Annotated in this window: 21 protein-coding genes and 1 pseudogene; 8 read left to right on the top strand and 14 right to left on the bottom strand. The window is 63.7% G+C overall.

Annotated elements, in window-relative coordinates; translation table 11 throughout:
- Positions 1–108: 108 nt before the first annotated feature.
- A complete protein-coding gene (locus tag ACQCST_RS02165) occupies positions 109–429 on the bottom strand; it encodes a hypothetical protein (protein ID WP_426997732.1) in 321 nt (106 codons plus the stop codon).
- A 104-nt stretch (positions 430–533) separates the two neighbouring features.
- Entirely contained in the window at positions 534–1,808 is a 1,275-nt protein-coding gene (locus ACQCST_RS02160) for an MFS transporter (RefSeq protein WP_426999052.1), read from the bottom strand.
- A 233-nt stretch (positions 1,809–2,041) separates the two neighbouring features.
- Here ACQCST_RS02160 and ACQCST_RS02155 point away from each other — a divergent pair, with 233 nt between their 5' ends.
- A complete protein-coding gene (locus ACQCST_RS02155; RefSeq protein ID WP_426997731.1) occupies positions 2,042–2,470 on the top strand; it encodes a FadR/GntR family transcriptional regulator in 429 nt (142 codons plus the stop codon).
- A gap of 289 nt (positions 2,471–2,759) precedes the next feature.
- Here ACQCST_RS02155 and ACQCST_RS02150 read toward each other — a convergent pair whose 3' ends face one another.
- Complete coding sequence (locus ACQCST_RS02150; protein ID WP_426997730.1) at positions 2,760–3,563, bottom strand: phosphotransferase; 804 nt, start codon at positions 3,561–3,563, stop codon at positions 2,760–2,762.
- Between the two features lie 726 nt (positions 3,564–4,289).
- On the opposite strand from ACQCST_RS02150, the gene ACQCST_RS02145 reads away from it, so the two are divergent.
- Positions 4,290–5,189 carry an SDR family NAD(P)-dependent oxidoreductase gene (locus ACQCST_RS02145; protein WP_426997729.1) on the top strand — a complete coding sequence of 300 codons (900 nt, stop codon included), beginning with the start codon at positions 4,290–4,292 and terminating at the stop codon, positions 5,187–5,189.
- Between the two features lie 185 nt (positions 5,190–5,374).
- Here the strand turns inward: ACQCST_RS02145 and ACQCST_RS02140 are convergent, their stop codons facing one another.
- On the bottom strand, positions 5,375–5,962 hold the full coding sequence (locus ACQCST_RS02140; protein ID WP_426997728.1) for a GNAT family N-acetyltransferase: 588 nt from the start codon (positions 5,960–5,962) through the stop codon (positions 5,375–5,377).
- A gap of 537 nt (positions 5,963–6,499) precedes the next feature.
- Between ACQCST_RS02140 and ACQCST_RS02135 the strand changes: the two genes are divergently transcribed.
- The 3 genes from ACQCST_RS02135 (at position 6,500) to ACQCST_RS02125 (ending at position 8,481) form a co-directional block, all read left to right on the top strand.
- Positions 6,500–7,336, top strand: coding sequence for an A/G-specific adenine glycosylase (locus tag ACQCST_RS02135; protein WP_426997727.1), 837 nt, complete (start codon positions 6,500–6,502; stop codon positions 7,334–7,336).
- Between the two features lie 250 nt (positions 7,337–7,586).
- Positions 7,587–7,940 (top strand): DUF3592 domain-containing protein, encoded by a 354-nt coding sequence (locus tag ACQCST_RS02130; RefSeq protein ID WP_426997726.1) that lies wholly within the window; start codon positions 7,587–7,589, stop codon positions 7,938–7,940.
- A gap of 37 nt (positions 7,941–7,977) precedes the next feature.
- A complete protein-coding gene (locus tag ACQCST_RS02125) occupies positions 7,978–8,481 on the top strand; it encodes a hypothetical protein (protein WP_426997725.1) in 504 nt (167 codons plus the stop codon).
- Between the two features lie 56 nt (positions 8,482–8,537).
- Here the strand turns inward: ACQCST_RS02125 and dhaM are convergent, their stop codons facing one another.
- The 10 genes and pseudogenes from dhaM to lysS form a co-directional block, all read right to left on the bottom strand.
- Positions 8,538–9,329: a dihydroxyacetone kinase phosphoryl donor subunit DhaM gene (gene dhaM / locus ACQCST_RS02120; RefSeq protein WP_426997724.1), complete on the bottom strand. Its 792-nt coding sequence runs from the start codon at positions 9,327–9,329 to the stop codon at positions 8,538–8,540.
- Positions 9,326–9,952, bottom strand: a complete 627-nt coding sequence (gene dhaL, locus ACQCST_RS02115; RefSeq protein WP_426997723.1) for a dihydroxyacetone kinase subunit DhaL — start codon at positions 9,950–9,952, stop codon at positions 9,326–9,328. Before dhaL ends, dhaM begins: the two co-directional genes overlap by 4 nt.
- 2 nt (positions 9,953–9,954) lie before the next feature.
- Positions 9,955–10,956 carry a dihydroxyacetone kinase subunit DhaK gene (gene dhaK, locus ACQCST_RS02110; protein WP_426997722.1) on the bottom strand — a complete coding sequence of 334 codons (1,002 nt, stop codon included), beginning with the start codon at positions 10,954–10,956 and terminating at the stop codon, positions 9,955–9,957.
- A 568-nt stretch (positions 10,957–11,524) separates the two neighbouring features.
- Positions 11,525–12,034, bottom strand: coding sequence for an amino-acid N-acetyltransferase (locus ACQCST_RS02105; RefSeq protein WP_426997721.1), 510 nt, complete (start codon positions 12,032–12,034; stop codon positions 11,525–11,527).
- Between the two features lie 57 nt (positions 12,035–12,091).
- Positions 12,092–14,212 carry a prolyl oligopeptidase family serine peptidase gene (locus ACQCST_RS02100; protein WP_426997720.1) on the bottom strand — a complete coding sequence of 707 codons (2,121 nt, stop codon included), beginning with the start codon at positions 14,210–14,212 and terminating at the stop codon, positions 12,092–12,094.
- A gap of 305 nt (positions 14,213–14,517) precedes the next feature.
- The gene (locus ACQCST_RS02095; RefSeq protein ID WP_426997719.1) at positions 14,518–17,010 is read right to left on the bottom strand and encodes an ATP-dependent Clp protease ATP-binding subunit; all 2,493 of its coding nucleotides are present in this window, start codon (positions 17,008–17,010) and stop codon (positions 14,518–14,520) included.
- 111 nt (positions 17,011–17,121) lie between these two features.
- Positions 17,122–17,196: pseudogene (locus ACQCST_RS02090) on the bottom strand (hypothetical protein); the annotation flags it as partial.
- 496 nt (positions 17,197–17,692) lie between these two features.
- Positions 17,693–18,019, bottom strand: a complete 327-nt coding sequence (locus ACQCST_RS02085) for a histone-like nucleoid-structuring protein Lsr2 (RefSeq protein ID WP_426997718.1) — start codon at positions 18,017–18,019, stop codon at positions 17,693–17,695.
- Positions 18,020–18,152: 133 nt separating this feature from the next.
- Positions 18,153–18,323: a hypothetical protein gene (locus ACQCST_RS02080; protein WP_426997717.1), complete on the bottom strand. Its 171-nt coding sequence runs from the start codon at positions 18,321–18,323 to the stop codon at positions 18,153–18,155.
- A 2-nt stretch (positions 18,324–18,325) separates the two neighbouring features.
- Entirely contained in the window at positions 18,326–19,876 is a 1,551-nt protein-coding gene (gene lysS / locus ACQCST_RS02075) for a lysine--tRNA ligase (RefSeq protein ID WP_426997716.1), read from the bottom strand.
- Positions 19,877–19,942: 66 nt separating this feature from the next.
- Between lysS and ACQCST_RS02070 the strand changes: the two genes are divergently transcribed.
- From ACQCST_RS02070 to ACQCST_RS02060, 3 genes are all read left to right on the top strand, one after another.
- Positions 19,943–20,842: an alpha/beta fold hydrolase gene (locus tag ACQCST_RS02070; RefSeq protein WP_426997715.1), complete on the top strand. Its 900-nt coding sequence runs from the start codon at positions 19,943–19,945 to the stop codon at positions 20,840–20,842.
- Positions 20,843–20,922: 80 nt separating this feature from the next.
- Positions 20,923–21,777, top strand: coding sequence for an alpha/beta fold hydrolase (locus ACQCST_RS02065; RefSeq protein WP_426997714.1), 855 nt, complete (start codon positions 20,923–20,925; stop codon positions 21,775–21,777).
- Between the two features lie 85 nt (positions 21,778–21,862).
- On the top strand, positions 21,863–22,696 hold the full coding sequence (locus ACQCST_RS02060; RefSeq protein ID WP_426997713.1) for an alpha/beta fold hydrolase: 834 nt from the start codon (positions 21,863–21,865) through the stop codon (positions 22,694–22,696).
- Positions 22,697–22,706: the final 10 nt, after the last annotated feature.

Raw genomic sequence — 22,706 nt, 5'->3', positions numbered from 1 at the left:
CCCCGCAGCCGTCGCTCTCGGCTTCGGTGCAATCGATGTACAAAACCTCCCGAGCCCGCTCTCGCTGAATGCCGTTCGTCCCGTCCTCGTTGTGCCGCACCGCTTCATTCACCAGTGCCCGGGCGCATCCCAGGAGCGCACCGCTTCACCGGCCGCCGGCACGAATGCTGCAACGTAGATGAGGTGACTGACCCGGTCAAGGCCGGTGACCACCGATCCCCCGTAGGAATGACCCACGACAACCGGAGCCATCGGGCATCCGGCCAGCGCGTCCTGCACCACTGAGGTGTCGGCCTCGAGAGAGCCGCGGTGCAAATGAGGAACACAGACAGCGACGCCCTGCCCGAGCAGATCCGCCGCCACGCGGTCGAAGTGCGCCGGCTGATGCCACAACCCGCGAACGAGCACGAACTCCAGTTTCTGCCGCATGCACACAGCGTACGGTCTCAGCGCCTCGTGGGTGTTGTCGACCCACAAGCACGACGTCCGGTGCAGTTTCCACGTCTTGGAGCGGGTCAACCGGGTCGCAAGAACTACGACGGCTGGGATTCCGCGTTCGACGTGCTGGTCGAGGCGCTGGCCTGGTCGGCCTGTGCCCGCTGCTGACGACTCGCGAGCAGGAACGGCACCGCGATCAACTCGACCACACCGCCGATCGCCAGCGAAGCAGGGTAGCCATACACATCGGCCGCCCGACCAAGCAGCGGCTGCACCACCACGCCACCGCTTGACCCCATGAGTGAGTCGAAGCTAAGCACTGTTGCACGCTGCTTCGAGGCGATCATGTCGTTCAGGTAGGCCTGCCGCACGGGGGTGCCCGCCGAGGAGACCAGAGCCCAGAGCGCCAACAGCACCAGGGCCACCCAGAACACTTGGGCAAACCCGAGGGCGACAAGAATCAGTGCGCTCACGATGCTACTCACAATCAGCACCGTCGTTCGTTTGCGAACGAGACGCCGGATATGGGGCGCCATCCAACCGCCGAGCACCTGTGCTCCGGCCACGATTGCCGCCGCCAGACCCGCGACGGAGTAGGCGCGCCGGTCGCCGAAGAGCTCCAGCAGGAACGGCTGCAGGGCGTAAAACACATAAATCCCGACGCCGGCGCTGAACGGCGCGGCCAGCATCACATAACGTACCGGTGGATTCTTCAATCCGTTCTCGATCGAGGTAGTGAGCACGGCACGGGTCGCCTGGAGAGGACGGGTTGAGCGTTCGGGGGTGAAACCGACATCGCGCATGAGCCAAAAGGCCACGACGAACATGGCCAACAGCACGCCCACGCGCAGCAGAAACGGCACGCCCAGATTGGTGGCCTGCGCGATCACACCGCCGGCAACCGAGCCGACGAGCATCGCGACGCCCGACACCATCTGTCCCCGCCCCAGCACCGTCTCCAGCCCGCCTTCATACCCTGAGAAGCGCAACGCGTCGACGAGCCATGCCTCGACCGCGCCCGAGAAGAAGGTGAAGCCCAGGCCGAGCAAGACCGACACCACCGCCCAGGACCAGAACGGGGCGGAAAGCTGCCAGAGCAGGTAGTAGAGGTAGGTCGATACGGCCAGTGTCACGGTGCCGAGCAGCAATGAAACGCGGCGGCCCCACCCGTCGGCGATCACTCCGGTGGGCACCTCGAACAGCACCATGCCGGCCGTGAAGAAGGCGTTCGCGGCGAAAGCCTCAAGGTTGCTCAGTCCGGCATCCAATAGGAAGAGGGTGTTGATCCCCCAGATGAACGAGGCCGCAAGGGTATTGCCCAGCGTCAACGTGAGAAAGATGCGCTGAATCTTTCGGGCGGCGGCGTTCATCGCGTTGCCGTCCCCACCAGGGTGTAGGGGGAGCACGATCCCATTCTCGTCTTGTTCATCTGCGCGCGCCAGAGCAGATCTCAGACTAAATATAGGACTCAGACGGTTGTGCATCGCGGGCATCGTTACCCGCAACAGAAAAATCTCCAAGGTCAACCGGATGCGCCCGGTCTATAGAATATCCAGCAATCGTTTGACCGCGGTTTAGGCGCCAAGCGCCCATAGGAGTCCAGATGGATACCGATAATTTCCCGGGCGGGGCTTTCAAACGATCACGTGCAGGCACCGCGGAGCAGGCACCCGACGATCTGCGTTCGAAAATCCTCTCCGGCGCCTTGCCGCGCGGAACCCGGCAGTCCTCCGAAAAGGAATTTGCCGCCTACTACGACGTCAGCGAACCCACAGCACGGGAGGCCATCCGTGCGCTTGGCGCCATAAGCCTGGTGGGTGTGAGACCCGGAGCAGGGACATTCATTATTGCCGAATCGTCCGCCATCACGTTTGACGCCATGACCGCAGTCGTCCAACTCGAAGGTATCGATCTCCTGGGTATCTTCGACCGTTCGGAGACCCTGTCCAAACAAGCGGTCAGTCTCGCCGTTGACCTTGCACGGCATCAGGAACCGGCCGGGCTCCGGCTCGGTCCCGGTTTGAGGAAGTGATGGCTGCCGCATTTAGGACCTTCCTCACGACGCCGGTCAGCCTGTCCCATGACCGCCTCCAGGCCGCGATTTCAACCTGGCTAATCGATACCCAGATAACGCTCCCCCGCAAAGCTGCAGAATCATCGCCAACATCATGGGAGCGCCTCGCGGGCAGCCTGATCCAGGAACGGATCGACATCATGGAGGCCTGGAGATGTCTTGTGGATAGGTGCCCTGACAAGGAAGGGTAAACCCCGTCTGATGCAGGGCTGTACAGACACCGGCGGCCCATCCGGATCAATAATGGTCAATATTGAGCCGGTCTCGCTTCGGCCGTTGGGGTTACCGCGGCGACCTCACCGGATGCTGATCCTTCCTGGCTCGTAAGCTCCGACATTCTGCGGCTGTCGCGGCGGTACATTGCTGCGTGATCGTTGAGCTCTGAGCGTCCGGTTGCCTCGGCCCGGCCGTCGGAGTAAACAGCGAGTTCGTGAAGTCTGGTAGCGAGGGTTTCGAAAACGTCCCGGCGCGAGAATGGAAGGCCGTAAGCCTCAATCAGGGCGTCGAGACGAGACAGTCTGCTGGCCCCGGCGGGTGCAATAACGCTGGCCCCTTCCACCAGCGGTACCAGCTGGTAGGCCATATAGGCAAAGTCCCATATCCTCGGCCCAGGCGAGGCCGCGTCGAAATCGAAGACCCCGGCAAACCGCTCGTTCCGGAAAGTCATGTTGTATGGAGCAAAGTCGTTATGGCACACCACCTCGACCGGTTCACGAGTTGGCATTTGCCAGTCAAGAGGTTTATGAACAACTTCGAGGCTCGCCTCGTGTATCCGCCGGAGAAGTGTTGCCGCGTCACGCAAGATCGAGGCATGCCACACCCAATCCGGAAGCGGATATTGCACAACGTCTCCCGGCATGAATGTGAGGACTTCACGACCGTGATCGTCCATGCCCAGAGCCTCCGGCACCTGGTTGATGCCGTTGGCTCGGAGCACGTTCAGGAAGGCATGCACTGCTGGTGTCCACGGACCCGCGTTTCTCCGCACAGTGTCCCCGATCCGCGTCACGATGCTGGAGTTACCGCCGACAAGTTCCTCTTCGTTGACCATCAGTCCAAATCTAGGGGACCGAACGCGGCACCGGTAGCTGGACCTCTACCCAGTTGCCCGCGTCTGGCACGAGTGCTCAATAACGGGGGTCTAGTTCTCGGCGAATCTGGGCTACTTGCTCACGGCGAGTCCAGTCCGCACGGCTCCCTGTAGAAAGCCGACATGCCGGAGACTAAGTGTCATAGTTTCGACAAGCTCAACTGACGAGCTGCCGCACGCGAAAGCGGCTTAACCGGGTGCAGGTCCCGGCAATTGTTGACGTACGCCCTGAGACATCGGGCCGCGACTCGGTTGGCGATGCTGCTTTGCAGAGGATGCGGTGGCCCTACCAGGCTCTCTTCGCCAGAGAGGATATGTCCTCCTGTTACTCCACCTTTTCACGAGATAGGGGCACTTCTTCTGACCAGGGGCCGGGAGCCAGAGCTTTCATGTGGATGCCGGTAACGGTCGATGTTGCAGTCCATCAAGGCAGCTCACCATGGGACACTGGCTCCAGCCAAGCACCCCGTCCCATCAGGCGCAACCACTCCGTGGGCTGAAACCCTCGCCAATCCGGCTGATTTGTGCTGTGATGTTGCCAAGTCCGCGGCTTGGGCCGCCATATTAGGGAGCCATAATGACTGACGAGGAAAACCGTATGGTCAGCGCGTGGGCCGTCGACAACAGAGACCACGTGGGCCCGGGTCTCGCGCAGTCGTACGGCATAAACATCAGGAGGCAATAGCGATGCCGCCGATGGATGGACGGGTGGCGCTCGTGACAGGCGCGACGGGTGGCATCGGAAAAGCGATAGCGACCGGGCTGGCACGCGAAGGCGCGACCGTCGTGGTGGTCGGACGCTCAGAGGCTCGGGCGGAAAACGCGATGCGCGACATCCGCGCGGCTGTCCCTACCGCGAGGCTTGAGCCGCTTGCATGCGACCTCTCGCTCCAAGCATCGATCCGCTCGGCGGCACGCGAGTTCCTTTCCCGCCACGACCAGCTCGACGTGCTCGTCAACTCCGCGGGCGTGTTCCGCAAGGAGCGCCACGTGACCCCCGATGGGCTCGAGCTCACGTTCGCCACCAACGTGATGGGCTACTTCCTGCTCACGAACCTGCTCGTGGACGCGCTCAAACGCGCCGCGGCCGCAGGAGAGGTAGCCCCCGGTATGCCCGCCGGCACGTTGAGTGCCCCGCGTATCGTGAACATCGCGTCCATGTACTCGAATGGCCCGTTTGCCACCAAGCTCGACTTCGACGACCTCCAGACAGCCAAGGGCAAGTACAGCTTCCTGCGCTCGACGCCCCCGACGATGCTCGCCCGAGTTCTCCTCACCCAAGAGCTCGCCGAGCGCTTGCGCGGGACGGGCGTGGTTGTGAACGCCGTGCACCCTGGCCTCGTCAAGCACACGGCCCTACTCCATGACGTCGGCGGCCCGTTCCGCTGGATGACGAACACGTTCGGCAAGTCCGCCGAGAAGGGCGCCGACACCGCCGTCTGGCTCGCCACGTCAGGGGAGGCGACTGCTGTCTCCGGCAAGCTCTGGACCAAGCGCAAGGAGCTGCCGACGCCCGGAATGGGATCGGATCCGGAAGCACGGAAGCGGTTGTGGGATGAGTGCATCAGGCTGTCCAAGCTGAGTTGAAGTTATTCTGGGCACGGCCCGAAAACGGTCGATAACGGCAAACCGCTTTGTCAAGAGCCACCCGAGACAAGAGACGGTCAGTGCGATGCCTTTGCGGCGGTGAGCTGGTCACCGAACGGCTGGACGCGCTATCCGCGCGATGATACTAGTTGCGTGCGCCCCCGCACTGTAAGGCTGGCTGTGTCCTAGCTTTGTAAAACGGTCCTGCGCATCACGCAATGGTTCCTTCCCTTGGACCGCTCGTAGCTGAATCCAGCCGTCTCAAAGAGGCTGCGCCTGCCGTTGTACTGGAAGGAACCCGAGGTCCTTTTGCCCAGCGTGTCCTTTGGATACGCCTCCACCACACCACCGCCCGCCGTTGCGATCAGGTCCAGGGCACCACGAAGCACTACGGCTGCCACGCCCTTGCGCCGGTAACCCCTGTCAACGAAGAAGCACGTGATGCGGTAATCGGGGGCCATTTGGAGTCCTGCGGCGTACTCCTTGAGATGATAAATGTTCGGAAGCTCGCCCGGAGAACCGTATTCGCACCAAGCCACCGCGACGTCACTGTCGAAGACCAATGCCGCGCGAGCGTTCCCTTCACCTACCAGACGCTCCTTGTAGGCGCGGTTACCTTCGCGGCTCTTTCCCTTTTCGACGCACGCCGGATGGAACCAGGTGCACCAGCAACCGCCCCCTACGCCGTTGTGCTTCTGCGCCAGATGGACGACGGCATCCCATGTCGCAGCTCCGAGTGGTCTGATCGCATACTCGCTCTTGGACTCTCCCATCTGAATGGCCCACGTCCGCTGACGGATGAGGCCAGTCTAGACCGGAGACACCAGTTCATACACGGGAAACGAGCTGCTGCACTTCAGCACGTCAGACACCCCGCTCGCCGGTATCGCCAACCATCCCTTTTGTGTTGAATCTGCCAGGGCAAGGCGCCCTGGTTTCATCGATCGAGCAAGGTAGGCGCGGCCTGTTGTGGCTGATCGGCGACGATGCGAACGATGTTCTGGACCCGGAAACCTGGAGGGCGACCCCGGTCGAATCCGGGCTTCATCGTCGAAAAGGTTGCACAACATCTCTGATGACTCCTAGGACGCACCACCACGGCACCCACTGTTTACAGGCATTCATGGCGAATCCACTACAGTGTTTGGATCAAAGCAATAGCCGATCCCACCGCCCCGTCCCCGGGTAAAAGTCCGGACGCCCGCCCCCAGGGACCAGAGCTGGCTGCCATCCACCGCAGCCTGGAGACCTGGTTCGCCAAGACCGCCAGGGACCTTCCGTGGCGCCGCCCTGACTGCTCGCCGTGGGGTGTGCTGGTCAGTGAAATCATGCTGCAGCAGACCCCTGTGGTCCGGGTGCAGCCTGTGTGGGAAGAGTGGCTCCGCCGCTGGCCCTTGCCGGTGGATCTGGCACAAGTGACCGCCGGCGAGGCCGTGAGGGCCTGGGGGCGGCTGGGATATCCGCGCCGGGCACTCCGCCTGCACGCTGCCGCCGCCGCGATCGAACTCAATCACGGGGGCAAAGTCCCCGGAACGTATGCGGAGCTGCTCGAGCTTCCCGGTGTGGGCAGCTACACCGCCGCGGCCGTCGCCGCCTTCGCCTTTGGCCGCCGCGAGACCGTTGTGGACACCAATATCCGGCGCGTTCACGCTCGCCTGGTCTCCGGCACCGCACTGCCCTCACCTTCGCTGACGGCCGCCGAGATGCGGCTCGCCGCAGAGCTGTTGCCGAACGACGCCGGCAGTTCCGTCCGCTGGAATGCTTCCGTCATGGAACTGGGGGCGCTGCTATGCACGGCCCGGGCGCCCAAGTGCGCCGACTGCCCTGTGCGCGCCGACTGCGCGTGGCTGGCGGCGGGCGAGCCGCCGCCGTCGTACGTTCCCAAGGGCCAGGCCTGGCACGGCACAGACCGGCAAGTCCGCGGGGCAGTGATGGCGGTGCTGCGGCTCGCAGAGCTGCCGGTGGCCCCGGAACTGTTCCAGCGGGAACCGGCGGACCTGGGGTTCCCGACGGAGGGGATCGGGGTGCCGCTGGCGGCCCTGCACCGCCTGAATTCGGCGCCAGAACAGCTTGAGCGCGCCCTTGCAGGCCTCCTCAACGACGGCTTGGTGGAGCTTCGCGCCACCGGCTACCGGCTACCAGGCTGATGGCATACTTCTTGGTGACTGAAAGCGGAGATTCCCTTGAAAACCGTACTGTACACCATCTGGGCTCTGTTCATCGTGGCCGCCGTGTTCTCCATTTTTTATGTAGCGAGGAAAGCGAAGCGGCAGGAGCCGCTGGCATCTGACTGGCCGCGCGCCCAGGCCACTGTCACCGGCGGCATCGCGGGCTGGCCCAACGCGTCCGGAAGTTCCAATCCCACCCGCCTGTACTACCCCTCGCACCAGTTCACGGATGCCCACGGCACGCTTTTCGCCGGCAATCAAGGGCTGGGTGCAGGTGCCCGCCACCGTGACGGGCAATTTCCATGGCACGGGCAGTTCCGCCCGCCAGGGCGGGCATCGCCGTTTTGCGCCGTCGTACGAGTTCGTTGACGCTGCGGGCCGGCGCCGGCTGGGCCAGGCCGATGTGTATGGCCCTGAGCAGGAGATCATCGGCACGCTGATTCCGGTGCTCTACAACCCTGCGAATCCGGCGGAATCCACCCGCACAGGGTTCCTGCGTTCCAGGGGCCGGCTCGCTGTTGGTCTCATTTTGGTGGTGTTCGGGGCCGCCGGCATAACGATGTTTGTGTCAGTTCTCTTCTAGCCGTTGGCGGCCCTGCCGCCCGGAATTACGCTGAAGTATGCGCAAGTTTGGGGTAATTCTGGCGTTGACGATGACGGCGGTACTCACCTCCGGGTGCTGGCCCTACTACCCGGCCCCGTGCCCGGCCATAGCCCAGGCCACTGTGGTCTCCCTGACGGTTGCGGCCGACTACGCTCCTGCAGTCAAGGGGGTGCGCCTGAAAGCTTGCCAAGACGGCAGTTGCAAGGAAGCCGACCTGGAGCTGTTCCCTGGCAGCACCACAGTTGACCAAGGCTGCGAACGGGGCCCCTATGGTCCTGATCGCGTTTGCTCGGCTACGTCCTCTCCGGACGGCACCAAAATGGGGAACCTGATGCTGGACACGCTGACCGATTCACCCATGGACGTGACAGCCACTGTCACGACCACGGATGGCCGCCGGGTACCGGTGCGGACGCTGCGCTTCACACCACGAGGCGTCTACGCCTACGGGGAGCAGTGCGGGAGATTCGTCTCAGCCGCTGTGGTGCTAGACGCGACGGGCCTCAGGCAGGCTGGTTAGGCAGGCACGTTAGGCATGGCGGTGGACGGTGGGTACAGACCATACTGCGTGGGAGCCTAAGGCTCCCCGAAGCCGGCCTGCACCAGTCCGCCCACATAGTTGACTGCCCGCTCCGCGTCCGGACCGTATGCTTCGACGTGGAGCACGGATCCCTTGCCTGCGCCAAGCGTCATAAGACCCGTCATCGAGGCGCCGTCCACTCCGTTCACCGTCACATCCGCAGTCAGGGCGGCCAGTCCGCCGGCGATCTTCGCAGCAGGGCGGGCATGCATGCCCGCCTGGTTAATGAGTTCGAAGTCCCCGGTGGCATCCGGTGACCCGGCGCCCATCTGCCCGCTCAGCTCGCCAGCCCGCTCCGGGGCGGGGGCAGATGCAGCGCCAGGCTCCACCACCACGGGGAAAGGTTGAACCACAGTCGAAGGCTCAACCGTGGTCGAAGGCTCAGGTGCCGGACCTCGTCCGCTGCTGGGCGGATGCCCGTAAATAGCCTCGGCCGCACGTTTCACGGCGTGCGAACTGGCACCACCTTGCGCGGCCACCGCAGCCGCCACCAGTCCTTCCACCAAGGGGGCGTCGGCAATCAGCACCGACTCCGGATCCGCGGCAAATTCCAGCGCAGATTCAGCCGTCATCACGGCGGATCCCAGGTCCGTCAGGACCACCACCCCGTCATCCCCGGCCGCCTTTTCCAGCGCGGACATGACTTTCTCCAGACTGGTTCCGATCCTGCCGTCCGAGGTGCCCCCGGCAGCGACCATCACAACATCCGGTGCCATCTGGGCGGCAAGTTCCACGGCGCCGTCAGCGATTTTTTCGCTGTGCGAAACCACCACAATCCGCACTGTCATGCGGCGGCGCCCGCGGCGGCCCTGAGAATCAACGCACTGGATGCCGCACCGGGATCGCGGTGGCCCGCGCTGCGCTCCCCCAGATAGCTGGCGCGGCCTTTGCGTGCCACCAGCGGATCGGTGGCTACGGCTCCGGCTTCGGCGGCCTCAGCAGCGGCGATCAGTACCGCCAGCACACCGCCCCGTGCGGCTGTGGCTGCTGCCGCCTCCACAGCAGGGGTCCAGGCATCCACCATGGTCTTGTCGCCCGGCTCTGCCTTCCCCCGGGCGACGATGCCATCGCGCGCAGCGGCCAAGGCTGTAGCGAGGGCTGCTGAGTCGACGTCGGAGGCATCCCCGAGCGAGGTGGCCGCGCGGAGGAAAGCCGTGCCATAGAGCGGGCCGGCAGCCCCGCCCACTTTGGACATCAGGGTCATGGCGGTAAGTTTGAGCGCCGCCCCGGGGGTCTCCGGCGGCGATTCTGCGAGTTTGTCGAGCACAGCCTGGAAGCCCCGGTCCATGTTCTCGCCGTGATCGGAATCACCGATTGCCCGGTCCAGTTCGATGAGTTCCACGCGGTGCTCGGCCATGGCCTGGGCGGAAAGAGTCAGCCACTTCACCGCCCAGTTAACGTCCAGCCCCACGGTTACACGCCCCAGCGCAGGGCAGCGGTGTGCACCGGCGCATCCCAGAGCGCCGTGAGTTCGTCATCAAGGCGCAGCACCGAGATTGAGCAGCCCTGCATCTCCAGTGCCGTGATGTAGTTGCCCACCAGCGAGCGCTCCACGGTGATGCCCTTTTCTGCGAGTACATTCGCGGCGCGCCGGTACACAATATAGAGCTCACTGAGCGGCGTCCCACCCATGCCGTTGACAAACAGCAGCACTTTTTCGCCGGTGGCAACGCCAAGATCGCCCAGGATCGGCTCCAGCAGACGGTCGGTGATTCCGTCCGCATTTTCCATGGCGATCTTATGCCTGCCCGGTTCGCCGTGGATTCCGATGCCGATCTCGATCTCGTTGTCCTCAAGGTCGAAGCTCGGCGTTCCGGCGTGCGGCACGGTGCACGCTGAAAGCGCGACTCCCATGGTGCGGACGTTCTGGTTGACCCGGTTTCCGATTGCGGCAACCGCATCCAGGTCATCGCCGCGCTCCGCCGCGGCGCCGGCAATTTTTTCCACCAGCACTGTTCCGCCCACACCGCGCCGGCCGGCCGTGTACAGCGAATCCTCCACTGCCACGTCATCGTTGACCAGCACGGTCCGGACCTCAACACCCTCTGCCTGCACCATTTCCGCAGCTGTTTCGAAGTTCAGCACGTCCCCGGTGTAGTTCTTCACAATATGGACCACGCCGGCGCCCGAATTTACGGCGAGAGTTGCCGGAATAATCTGGTCCGGGGTGGGCGAGGTGAAGACGGCACCGGGCACTGCAGCGTCCAGCATCCCCATCCCGACAAAACCGCCGTGCAGTGGCTCATGGCCGCTGCCGCCGCCGGATACCAGGCCGACCTTTCCTGCCACCGGGGCGTCCTTGCGGGTAATGAATTTGGGCTCCGGACTGATGGTCACGAGATCCGCGTGGGCCAGGCCGAAGCCTTCGACGGACTCGTCCACAACGGCGCGCGGATCGTTGATGAGCTTTTTCATGGCTGTGCTCCCTGGGGGCCGGTCCTGGCTGGTTTGCTTTGACCCTACTACCGCGGCCCCCGCGGGGGAAGATCCAGCCGCAGCCGGGTGGACAACGGAAGGGACAGCCCCCAATGACTGTCCCTTCCGAGCACGCCTTCGCTGCAGGATTCTTCAGCAGGATTTCCTCAGCAGGGCTCCCGAGGCGCTGCTGCGAGGTGCGGCCAGGCGATGCCGTCCGGGTCCGTTGCCGGCGACGGGCGGACGGGGCCTTGCGGATCCGGCGCATGGACCGCGCAGGGAAGGTCCATTTGGAACGCAGAGAAATCTGGAAATATGACAGAACTTTTCATTTCTGACCTCCACGACGGATTGACTCTCCCTGAGCCACACGAATTTTATCCATCAAATGGATGTTTGGCAAGGCATCAGGCCCGCGCACCATTAAATACCCGTGCGTGCGCTTCCTTGAATCAGGCCGCGCGCCGCAAGGAAGCAGCAGGATCTGGATAGCGAGTCCGTGACGGAAGCGAGGCGCGTTCGACGGCGGCGGGAACCATAAGGGCCCCGAGGGCCCTGGGAAGGGGCGTCAGACCACCCTGATCATCCGCGTATTTCCCAGGGTGTTGGGCTTCACCCGTGCCAGGTCAAGGAATTCGGCAACGCCTTCATCATGGGAGCGCAGCAGTTCGGAATAGACATCCGGATCCACCGCCGTCTGGTCCGCCATGATCTCGAACCCGTGGCGCCTGAAGAAATCCACCTCGAACGTCAGGCAGAACACGCGCGAGACACCCAGTGCTTTGGCCGCCGTGAGCAGGCTCTCCACCAGAACATGGCCCACCCCCCTGCCGCGCCACGAATCGGACGCGGCCAGGGTCCGGATTTCGGCAAGGTCATCCCACATCACGTGAAGGGCGCCGCAGCCGATCACCTCGCCGCTTGCCGACTCCGCAATGAGGAACTCCTGCAGGCTTTCGTAATAGGCCACCGTTTCCTTGGCCATCAGGATCCGCTTTTCTGCCAAGGGCGCCACGAGCCTCTTGATGGCCGTAACGTCGCCGGTGCGGGCAGGGCGGATATGGATGGAGTCGGTCACAGGCCAATCTTACGGTGGCCGCTCCGGATCCCCGGATCCGGAGCAGTCACAGTGGAGTCAGAGTCCCAGTTCGTCCGGGACCGGCAGCTCCTTGCCCAGCACATTCCGGGCCAGGAAGTGCTCCACCACCCCGTACCAGACCTTGGCGTGCTGCGGCTGAAGGATCCAGTGGTTTTCGTCGGGGTAGAACAGGAAGCGGTGCGGCGTCTGTCCGTTTTCGTCGGCGGCCAGCCGGGAGTTGGAAAGCAACTCGTACCAGAGCCGGAGCCCTTCGCCGATGGGAACCCGGTAGTCCTTGTCGCCATGGATCACCAGCATGGGTGTGCTGATGTTCTCCACGTGCAGGTGCGGGGAGTTTTCCTTCGCCATTTCGGCGGTCATTTCCTTGAGCCAGTACTGCGAGGCGTCTGTGGTGTGGCCGAACTGGTCCAGCGCCCACAGGCTGGCGTGGGTCACGATCGCCTTGAAGCGGTCCGTCTGGCCGGCAACCCAGTTGGCCATGTAACCGCCGAAGGAGCCGCCCATGGCAGCCGTGCGCGTTTCGTCGATGTCCGGGCGCTGCTCCACAGCATCCGTGACGGCCATCAGATCCGTGTAGGGCGCCTTGCCCCAGTCCCCCCAGCCGCGCTGGACATGCGCCTGCCCGTAGCCGGTGGACAACGCCGGATCCGGCAGCAGTATCGCGTAGCCCTTCGCGGCGAGCAGCCACGGGTTCCACCGCCAGGTCCAGGCATTCCAGGAGGCCAGCGGGCCGCCATGGATCCAGAGCAGCAAGGGCGCCGGGTTGTCCGCTGACGCACCCTCCGGCAGTGCGAGATAGGCGGGAATGCGGGAGCCGTCCGCCGCCGCCGTTTCCACCCGCTCCAGTGTTCCCTGCAGGGCCGGCCGCGCGGCAGGAGCCGGGAGTCTCGTCGCTTCGCCGGTGGCCAGGTCAATCCGCACGGCCTCCGGCGGGAACTCGTACGAGCTACGCAGCGCATAGGCGCTGAGACCGTCCGGTGAAACCACGACGTCGGTGTAGGCAGCCGCATCCGGCGTCACCCGGGTGACGCTTCCCCGGGCGGCACCAGCCGCAACATTGATCCGGAAAACCGGCGACGCGCCGTCGTCGTCCGCGATCACCAGCACCGCCGAACCGTCCGGAAGCCAGGTGCATGGGTGTGCCCAGCGGTCCCAGCTGTGAGCCAGCGGCGTGAGGTTGGCGTGGCCGATGTCAGTGCCGGAAACATCCAGAAGGTGAATCTTGACCTGCGGTGCCTCGAACGGGGTGGTGTCACTTTCACTCATCACCACGAGCGTTGCGCCGTCCGGGCTGACCGGGCCGGGGAAGTAGCTCATGCCCTCCTGATCGAGCAGGACCTTCTGCGTACCCGTAGCCACATCGATGGCAATCAGGACGGAACGGATATCCGCTTTTACGAGAGGCCTGGCGAAGCTGCTATAGATGGTCTTGCCGTCAGGGCTGACCACCTGTTCGGCCTCGCGGAGCCGGCCGCCTGCGTCCGGGGTGAGGTTCCTGAGCTTCAACGGCGGGGCTGAGTCCACTGTGGATGGCTTGCCGGGCACCGGCTCCTCGCCGGGCTCCACAGCGAAGCTCCGAGGCTGGCCCGGGCCCAGGTCGGCATCCCAATAGCGCACCGGATACTCGCTATGCAGGATGGCCGCCACCTTGTTGTCCTTGCGGCCCTTCCGCCGCTCCTCATCGTTTTCCTCGTCAGTGGAACCGGCCAGCACGGAGGCCGTGACAAACGTGGCATGCGCGTCCTTGGCAGCCATCACAGCACCCACTCCGCCGGCGCGGGACAGGACCACCCGGGCCTCGCCGCCGCCCGAGGGGAGCAGCCACAGGGCATTGACTGGATCCGCTTCGGGGCTCTCCGGATCCGGCCGTGCGGATGTGAAATACACATCCCCGTTGGCGGCAAAAACGGCACCGGCCTCCCCTTTAGCACTCCGCGTGATCCGGCGGGCGTGTGCCTCCCCTGCCGGATCCAGCTCCCAGAGGGCCGTGACGTACTCGGTGGCTTTGACGTTGAGCGTGGACACGGTTGTTACCAGCCGTCGCCCGTCCGGGCTCAGGGCCAGGCCACTGACGCGCGGGATCGCCAGATAGTGGTCAAGATCGTGGAAGGGGGTTGCCGGTTGTTCGCTCGGGATCGCCAAGTCGTCTGCTGCCATGCCCCGATTCAACACCGCCTGTGCGCTGGATCACAGCAAGTTCACTAAGAGTGAAACACTGCTTTCAGATGGTCGCGGGGGCTGGGCTCGGTTCCGAACGGCGTCGGATGATGCTCAATCATCCGAATGGACTAAATACTGTGGTCCGGAATTCCCCGGACCCCGCTCCGTCCGCGGAGAATGATGGCGCAACAACCGCCGCGAACCCCAAGCCAACTCCGGCCGGCGTCAGGGCAAAGCAAAGGCCCCGCCAACTCCCTTGCGGGTGCAGACGGAGCCTCGGCCTGGTGCGTGGTGAGTGGTGCCTAAACGCTCGGAGCGATCTCCGGGATGCGCGGCTTGGCGTTGCCGGCGAACGTGAACTTGGCTTCGTCACCGTCGCCGTCCACATCCACCACCACGATGTCTCCGGCGTGGATCTCCCCGAAGAGGATCTTCTCGGAGAGCTGGTCCTCGATCTCGCGCTGGATGGTGCGGCGCAGCGGCCGGGCACCCATGGCGGGATCGTAGCCACGTGTTGCCAGGAGCACCTTGGCCTTGGGCGTGAGCTCGATGCCCATGTCCTTGTCCGCCAGGCGCTTCTCCAACCGGCCCATCATGAGGTCCACGATCTCGATAATCTCATCCTGGGTCAGCTGCGGGAACACCACAACGTCGTCAACGCGGTTCAGGAACTCCGGACGGAAGTGCTGCTTGAGCTCCTCCGTGACGCGGGCACGCATCCGGTTGTAGCCGGTCTGGGTGTCCGTGCCGGACTGGAAGCCGGTGGCAACGCTCTTGGAGATGTCCCGGGTACCGAGGTTGGTGGTCATGATGATCACCGTGTTCTTGAAGTCCACCACCCGGCCCGCGCTGTCCGTGAGGCGGCCGTCTTCCAGGATCTGCAGCAGCGAGTTGAAGAGGTCCGCGTGGGCCTTCTCCACTTCGTCGAACAGGACCACGGAGAACGGACGACGGCGGACCTTCTCCGTCAGCTGTCCACCTTCCTCGTAGCCAACATAGCCCGGAGGGGCACCGAACAGGCGCGACACCGTGTGCTTCTCCGAGTACTCGGACATGTCCAGGGTGATCAGGGCGTCCTCGTCACCGAAGAGGAATTCTGCCAGGGCCTTGGCGAGTTCGGTCTTGCCGACGCCCGTGGGGCCGGCGAAGATGAACGAGCCACCCGGACGCTTGGGGTCCTTGAGGCCTGCACGTGTGCGTCGGATGGCCTGGGAGAGTGCCTTGATGGCCTCGTTCTGGCCGACCACACGCTTGTGCAGTTCGTCTTCCATCTTCAGCAGACGCGAGGACTCTTCCTCGGTGAGCTTGAAGACCGGAATGCCCGTGGAGTTTGCCAGCACTTCAGCGATGAGATCCTCATCAACTTCGGAGATGTCATCCATCCCGCCGGACTTCCAGTGTCGTTCCTTCTCGGAGCGCTCGGTAATGAGCTTCTGTTCCTTGTCGCGGAGGGATGCAGCACCTTCGAAGTCCTGCGCATCAATCGCGGACTCCTTCTCCATCTTGAGTTCGGCGATGCGCCCGTCCATCTCCTTGAGCTCGGGCGGAGCCGTCATCCTGCGGATGCGGAGGCGCGCGCCGGCTTCATCGATGAGGTCGATCGCCTTGTCCGGAAGGAAGCGGTCCGAAATGTAGCGCTCGGAGAGTTTCGCCGCAGAGACAAGGGCGCCGTCGGTGATCGTGACGCGGTGGTGTGCCTCATAGCGGTCGCGGAGGCCCTTGAGGATCTCGATCGCGTGAGCGACAGAGGGCTCCTTGACCTGGATCGGCTGGAAGCGTCGCTCCAAAGCAGCATCTTTCTCGATGTGCTTACGGTACTCATCCAGCGTGGTGGCTCCGATGGTCTGGAGTTCGCCGCGGGCCAGCATGGGCTTGAGGATGGATGCCGCATCGATGGCACCTTCTGCAGCGCCGGCGCCCACAAGTGTGTGGATTTCGTCGATGAAGAGGATGATGTCGCCGCGGGTGCGGATTTCCTTGAGGACCTTCTTCAGGCGCTCTTCGAAGTCACCACGGTAGCGGGAGCCGGCCACCAGGGACCCAAGGTCCAGGGTGTACAGCTGCTTGTCCTTGATGGTCTCCGGGACGTCGCCGCGGACAATCGCCTGGGCAAGGCCCTCGACGACGGCGGTCTTGCCGACGCCCGGCTCACCGATCAGGACCGGGTTGTTCTTGGTGCGGCGGGAGAGGACCTGCATTACGCGTTCCATCTCCTGCTCGCGGCCGATCACAGGATCGAGCTTGTTTTCGCGGGCAGCCTGGGTCAGGTTGCGGCCGAACTGGTCCAGGACCACCGAGCCGGCAGGAGTACCTTCAGACTGGCCGGGGCCAACGCCTGCGCCTGTTGTCTCTTTGCCCTGGTAGCCGGAGAGCAGCTGGATGACCTGCTGACGGACACGGTTGAGGTCCGCACCGAGCTTGACCAGCACCTGCGCGGCAACGCCTTCACCCTCACGGATGAGTCCCAGCAGGATGTGCTCCGTGCCGATGTAGTTGTGGCCAAGCTGCAGGGCTTCACGCAGCGAAAGTTCCAGCACCTTCTTGGCGCGGGGGGTGAAGGGGATATGCCCGGACGGAGCCTGCTGGCCCTGGCCGATGATCTCCTGCACCTGCTCGCGAACGCCGTCGAGCGAAATGCTCAAGGACTCAAGAGCTTTGGCGGCAACACCCTCACCCTCATGGATCAGACCCAAGAGGATGTGTTCTGTACCGATGTAATTGTGGTTCAGCATGCGTGCCTCTTCTTGGGCAAGCACAACTACGCGACGGGCACGGTCCGTGAATCGCTCAAACATTTCGCCACACTCCTAGCTACGACGTAGTTTGATGCTACGTGGCCGGGAGCATCTTTAGGGGCTTGTTCGCCACAGGGGAAACCCAGTGGCGTCGGGAATAACCGAACGCCGCTACTTCCTGAAGTCGAACATGGCCGTGTGCACGGTTCCGTCCGCCAAAGTAAGCCCAAACTGCCTGCATGAACCCGCCCAGGATTTCCGGGGGAAACATCACCTCCCGGGCCGGCACCGGCCGACGACGACGGCGCCCCCGCGGCGAGTTTTGCCAGTCCATTGTCGCTGCCCAGGCTGAATTTGATCAGCACTGCGGCACTGGCCCTTAAGGCGTTGAGATTCCACCGGCGCGGGTAATTCGAGCGGTCGTCCCAGAGCTCAAGCCCCGATATTCCCCTCACGGTACGCCCGCATTCATATCATCAGCACGGGTTCCACCGTTAGAAAACCGCCTGTAGCACAGCTCGGACATCTTCCACATTAATGCGCGGACGTGTGCTGATGATTGGGTTCTGGAAAGCAAGCTGGTCATTCATTGAAGCTGCAACTATTGAATCTGCGCTAATATCCGTGATTCATTTGGGAGAGTCCAGAATCACCCCCTGTGGACCAGCGCCTTATCCGTCCGCGTAAAAAGCACTTCCCCCACCAGAAGGCAGGGGAAGTGTTCAAGGCAGGGAGCTGGATACTAGGAATTGGCCTTTTGATAGGCTTCCTGGATTTCAGCCTGGATACGGCCACGGCTGTTGACCGTATAGCCGTTCTCCCGGGCCCACTGGCGTATCTGGGCCGAGTCCTGATTTCGCCCGGCTGCAACCTTTATCCGGCTTGCACGCCCGGTGGACGTTTTGCGGCCTGATGCGACAAATCGCCCCAGAGCTGAACGCAGCTCCGAAGCATTGGCGGATGACAGGTCAATTTCAAAGCTGACGCCATCAAGGCCAAAACGAACAGTTTCGTCCGCGGATCCCCCATCCAGATCATCCACAAGGATGATGTTTACTTTCTGTGCCATGAATAATCTCTCTTTTGGAAAGCTCGGGGTATTCAGAAAAGCAGGATGTATCTACATAAAGTATGTGCCCGTTATGGCAAGGCGTCAAAACAGGAAAGGCTCCTCTGGAACTCCCTGGAAAGGTAGAGGAGCGTTATTTGTTTGATTCAGGCGGGACGGCACCGGAACCGGACTCAAGTGCCTCAGCCTGGGCGCGGGCCTCAGCCTGGCGCTCGGACTTATCGGCGTTAAAGATGGACTTCATGGCGAACCAGAAAAGCAGTCCCACCACCAATGACGGCAGCAATACGGCTACATAATCCATGGTCAGTTCACCTCGGGCTTCAGGAGCGGGAACAGAATGGTTTCACGGATACCCGCACCGGTGAAGAGCATCACCAGGCGGTCAATGCCAAGGCCAATGCCACCCATGGGTGGGGCCCCGTATTCGAGCGCACGGAGGAAGTCCTCGTCCAGCTGCATGGCTTCGACATCACCGGCAGCAGCGTGGCGGGACTGCTCGGTGAGGCGTTCACGCTGGATCACCGGATCAATGAGTTCCGAGAAGGCCGTGCCGCGTTCCATGCCGCCGATGATCAGGTCCCAGGCTTCGATCAGGCGCTCATCGTCACGGTGCGGACGGGCAAGCGGCTGCGCGGAGGGCGGGTAGTCATAGACAAACGTGGGGTTAATCAGTGTGGGTTCCACGATTTCGCCAAAGAGCTCCACCGCAAGCTTTTCCGCTTCCCACTTGGGGTCCACCTTGACCTCATGCTTGGCGGCGACCTCCCGCAGCACCTCAAGGCTGGTGTCGGGCGTAATCTCCCGGCCCACAGCCTCCGAGAGCCCCGGGTACACGGACAGCCAGGCCCAGTCTCCGTCCAGGTTGATCTCGCCGGCCTCAGTCTGGATGGTGCGTCCCACGCCGGCGGCATCCGCGGCGTCCAGGATCATTTCCTTGATGCGGTCCGCCATTACGAACTGGTCAGCCCAGGCTTCGTAGCACTCGAGTGTGGTGAATTCGGGGCTGTGGGTTGAATCCACGCCTTCATTGCGGAACACCCGGCCCATGTCATAGACGCGGTCAATCCCGCCCACCACGGCGCGCTTGAGGTACAGCTCAGTGGCGATGCGCAGCGTCATCTTCTGGTCAAACGCATTCATGTGGGTCTCGAACGGGCGGGCCAGAGCCCCACCGTGCACCAGCTGGAGCATCGGCGTTTCCACCTCGACGTAGTTGCGGCGGTGCAGGCTTTCCCGGATGGAACGCGTGACCGCAGCACGGGTGTAAACCATTTCGCGGGCTTCGTCGCGCACCATAAGATCCACGTAGCGCTGGCGGACGCGGGTTTCCTCGTTCAGTTCGGCGTGCAGCACGGGAAGGGGGCGCAGCGCTTTGGACGCCATGGACCAGGAGTCCGCCATGACGGAGAGTTCCCCGCGGCGGGAGGAAATGACCTCGCCCTTGATAAACACATGATCGCCCAGGTCAACCAGGGCCTTCCAGTCAGCGAGCGCGTCCTCACCCACGTTGGCCAGGCTGATCATGGCCTGCAGGCGGGTTCCCTTGCCGTCCGCACCGCCCTCTTGAAGAGTGGCAAAACAGAGCTTGCCGGTGTTCCGGACAAACACGATGCGGCCGGTCACGCCCACGACGTCGCCAGTGGTTTCATCCGCCTCGAGGTGGGCGTACTTTTCGCGGATCTCGCCCAGTGAATGGGTGCGCTCCACCCCCACCGGGTACGCCTCGGCGCCGCGTTCAATGAGCCTGGCGCGCTTCTCCATCCGGATGCGCATCTGTTCGCTGGCATCGGCGGGCTCGGCGGCATTGGTCACGGCAGCGGAGGTTTGGGAAGCAGGGGTGTTTTGGGAGGTCACAATCCCAAGTTTACCGGGAGTTCCACGCAGCGGCCTCCGCCCGCCAAGGAGGCATAGACTCGGGCTGTGGAGACGTGGACAGTTGAAACGGACGACGGCGCCGGCCACCTTCAGGTACATTCCTTCCGTCCCGCATCAAACGCCTCCGTGTCAAACTCCTCCGCATCCATCACCGCCGTGGCAGGCGGGCCGGCAGCGGCGGCCGCACCCGGCGTCGTCGTAGTTCACGGCACGCTGGTGACTGACGCCCTGTACCGGCCGTTCGCCCGGAAACTGAGCGTGCTGTTGAGCAGGCCCGTGCACTGTTATAACCGGCGCGGCCGGGCGGGCTCCGCGCCGCAACCACCTGACTACACTGCGGCCACCGAAATCAGTGATTTGGGCACAGTGATGCGGGAAAGCAACTCCACCGATGTGGTCGCCCACAGCTATGGCGGCTTCGTGGCGCTGCAAGCGGCCCTGAGCCTGCCGGTCCGGAGGCTGGTCACCTACGATGCCGCACTGTCCCTCTCCGGAAATCTGAGCCACCGCTGGCGCCCGGAACTGGAGCAGTCCGTGGCCGAAGGGCAGCTCAACCATGCGTGGGCGCACCTGGTGCAGGGCCTGGCAACGGCCGGGCCAATCTCCTACCTGCCCCTCGGAGCCCTGCGGATGCTCAGCATCCTGTCCGCCCGCACTAATCTGGGTGCCGAGATGCGCACCCTGCTGCCTACGGCGGTGGCCGAGATGCAGGCCGTCCTTGACGCCGACGCCGAGCTCCAGGACTTCACCGGCCTCACCACACCCACCCTGATGCTCAGCGGAGGCTGGAGCCCCGGCTACTTCGCCGAGACGGGCCGCCAGTTGGCCGCCGCCGTCCCTGCGATCCACTTTGCCGTGGTGCCGGGGCAGCTGCATGAAGGGCCCATCCGCCCGGGGAAACGGCTCGCCGTGAAGATTGCCCGGTTCCTGGCCGACACCGCTTGACAGGACGGCACCGCTTGACAGCACCTCCTGAAAACCGGCACCCGACCATCACTTTTGCAGCACCACTTTAGGATGGGACCGTGAAAGAACAGGAAATCCCCACACCCGACGGCGGCAAGCTGGCGCTGTACAGCTACGGCCTTCCGGACGCGCCAGGGGAGCGCAGGATCATCCTCATTGGCGGCGCGTTCCTCACGGCCCTCATTTACCGGCCGTTTTCCATGGCCCTGTCCAAAGGCCTGGGCGAAGACTGGGCCGTGGACGTCTACGACCGCCGCGGCCGGGGTAACTCCAGCGAACAGCCGGCGGACTATTCAATGGCCACGGAAATCTCAGACGTCCGGACCATCATGGGCACCACCGGAGCCAGAAATATCCTGGGCCACAGTCTGGGCGGCTCCGTTGCCCTCAACGCCGTGCAGGAGTTTAGCGGCACCAGCCTCGAACCGGACAAGCTCGCTGTGTATGACGCCGCCCTGAACATCGACGGCAGCGTGGACACCGCCTGGCTTGACGGGTTCGCGGAGTCCGTCAATGCCGGAAACGTGGGGCACGCGCTGGCCCGGCTGAAGAAGGGCATGCAGCCGGGAACGGCAATGGCCAAGCTGCCCGAACCTGTCCTCGCCGGGCTGATGGCGCTGGTCTCCCACACCAAGGTCAACAGGCTGTTCAAGGAGCTGATGCCCAGCGGCGTGGGCGAGCTCAAGGCTGCCTACGATGAAGCCGAGCATGCCCGGGATTTCTCCGTGCTGCCGGCCAACACGCACTTTATGGCGGGCGGTAAAAGCCCCGAGTATTACCGGGTCACGGCCGAGCGTCTGCACGCCGCCGTCCCCGGCAGCACCTTTGAGCTTTCACCCAAGGGCTTCCACGGCTCCATTCCGGCGGCTGTCAGTGAGCTGGTGGCCGGCATTTCCGAGTACTTCAAGGGCTGACGTTTCGGCTGTTGCGGACTGACATTTTCCGGCCGGACGCGCCGTCGTGCTATCCGGTCGCTGGCACCTCGGTTAGGCTCGGAGCATGACCCGCGAGAACATCAAGACCTCCGACGGCGGCTCGATAGAGCTCTACACCACGGGCGCGGAACTGGCTTCTGCCGGTTCGGGAATCGTAGTGGTGCCCGGTTCGATGGTATTGGCCGCCGACTACACCCGGTTTGCGCAAAAACTGAGTACCGCACTGGGCCGTCCCGTCTACACGGTGAACCGGCGTGGACGCGGCGAATCGTCCGCCCAGGCAGACGATTACACACTCGCTGCGGACATCCGCGACCTCGATGCCGTGATGAAACACACCAACAGCACGGATGTCTTTGGGCACAGCTTCGGCGGCGCGTTGGCGCTGCACGCGGCCCGCACGCTGCCCGTGGAACGGCTGGCCGTCTACGATCCCGCCGTGTCCGTGAACGGAAGCGTCAAGGCCGACTGGGCACCGGAGTACGAACGCGCCACCGATGCGGGCGAATACGACCGCGCCCTGGCGGTCCTGGTCAAGGGCCTTGAGACGGGCGGGGCCTTTGCCCGGATGCCGCTGTCCATGCTGACGCTCGCCAACAAGCTCACGGCAGGGACGCACATGGGCAAGCAGATGCGTGAGCTCATGCGCACCGGCGTCCGCGAAATCAAGGCGATCATCGCTGCTGACATGCCGGCCGAGCCGTTCCTGGCACTACCCCTGGAGACCCTGATCATTGTGGGCGAAAGGAGCCCGGCCTACTTCGGGGTTGCCTGCGGGCAGATCCACGACGTCCTGTCCGGCTCCAGCTACACCATCCTGCCCGGCTTCGGCCACGACGGCGTGAACCGCGCGCCGGACAAACTCATCACCGAACTGCGGGACTTCTTCGCCGGCTGATGTGCCGGGC

This window comes from Pseudarthrobacter sp. N5 (assembly GCF_050157035.1).
Classification (GTDB): domain Bacteria; phylum Actinomycetota; class Actinomycetes; order Actinomycetales; family Micrococcaceae; genus Arthrobacter.
This window is presented reverse-complemented; position numbering and strand designations above follow the sequence as displayed.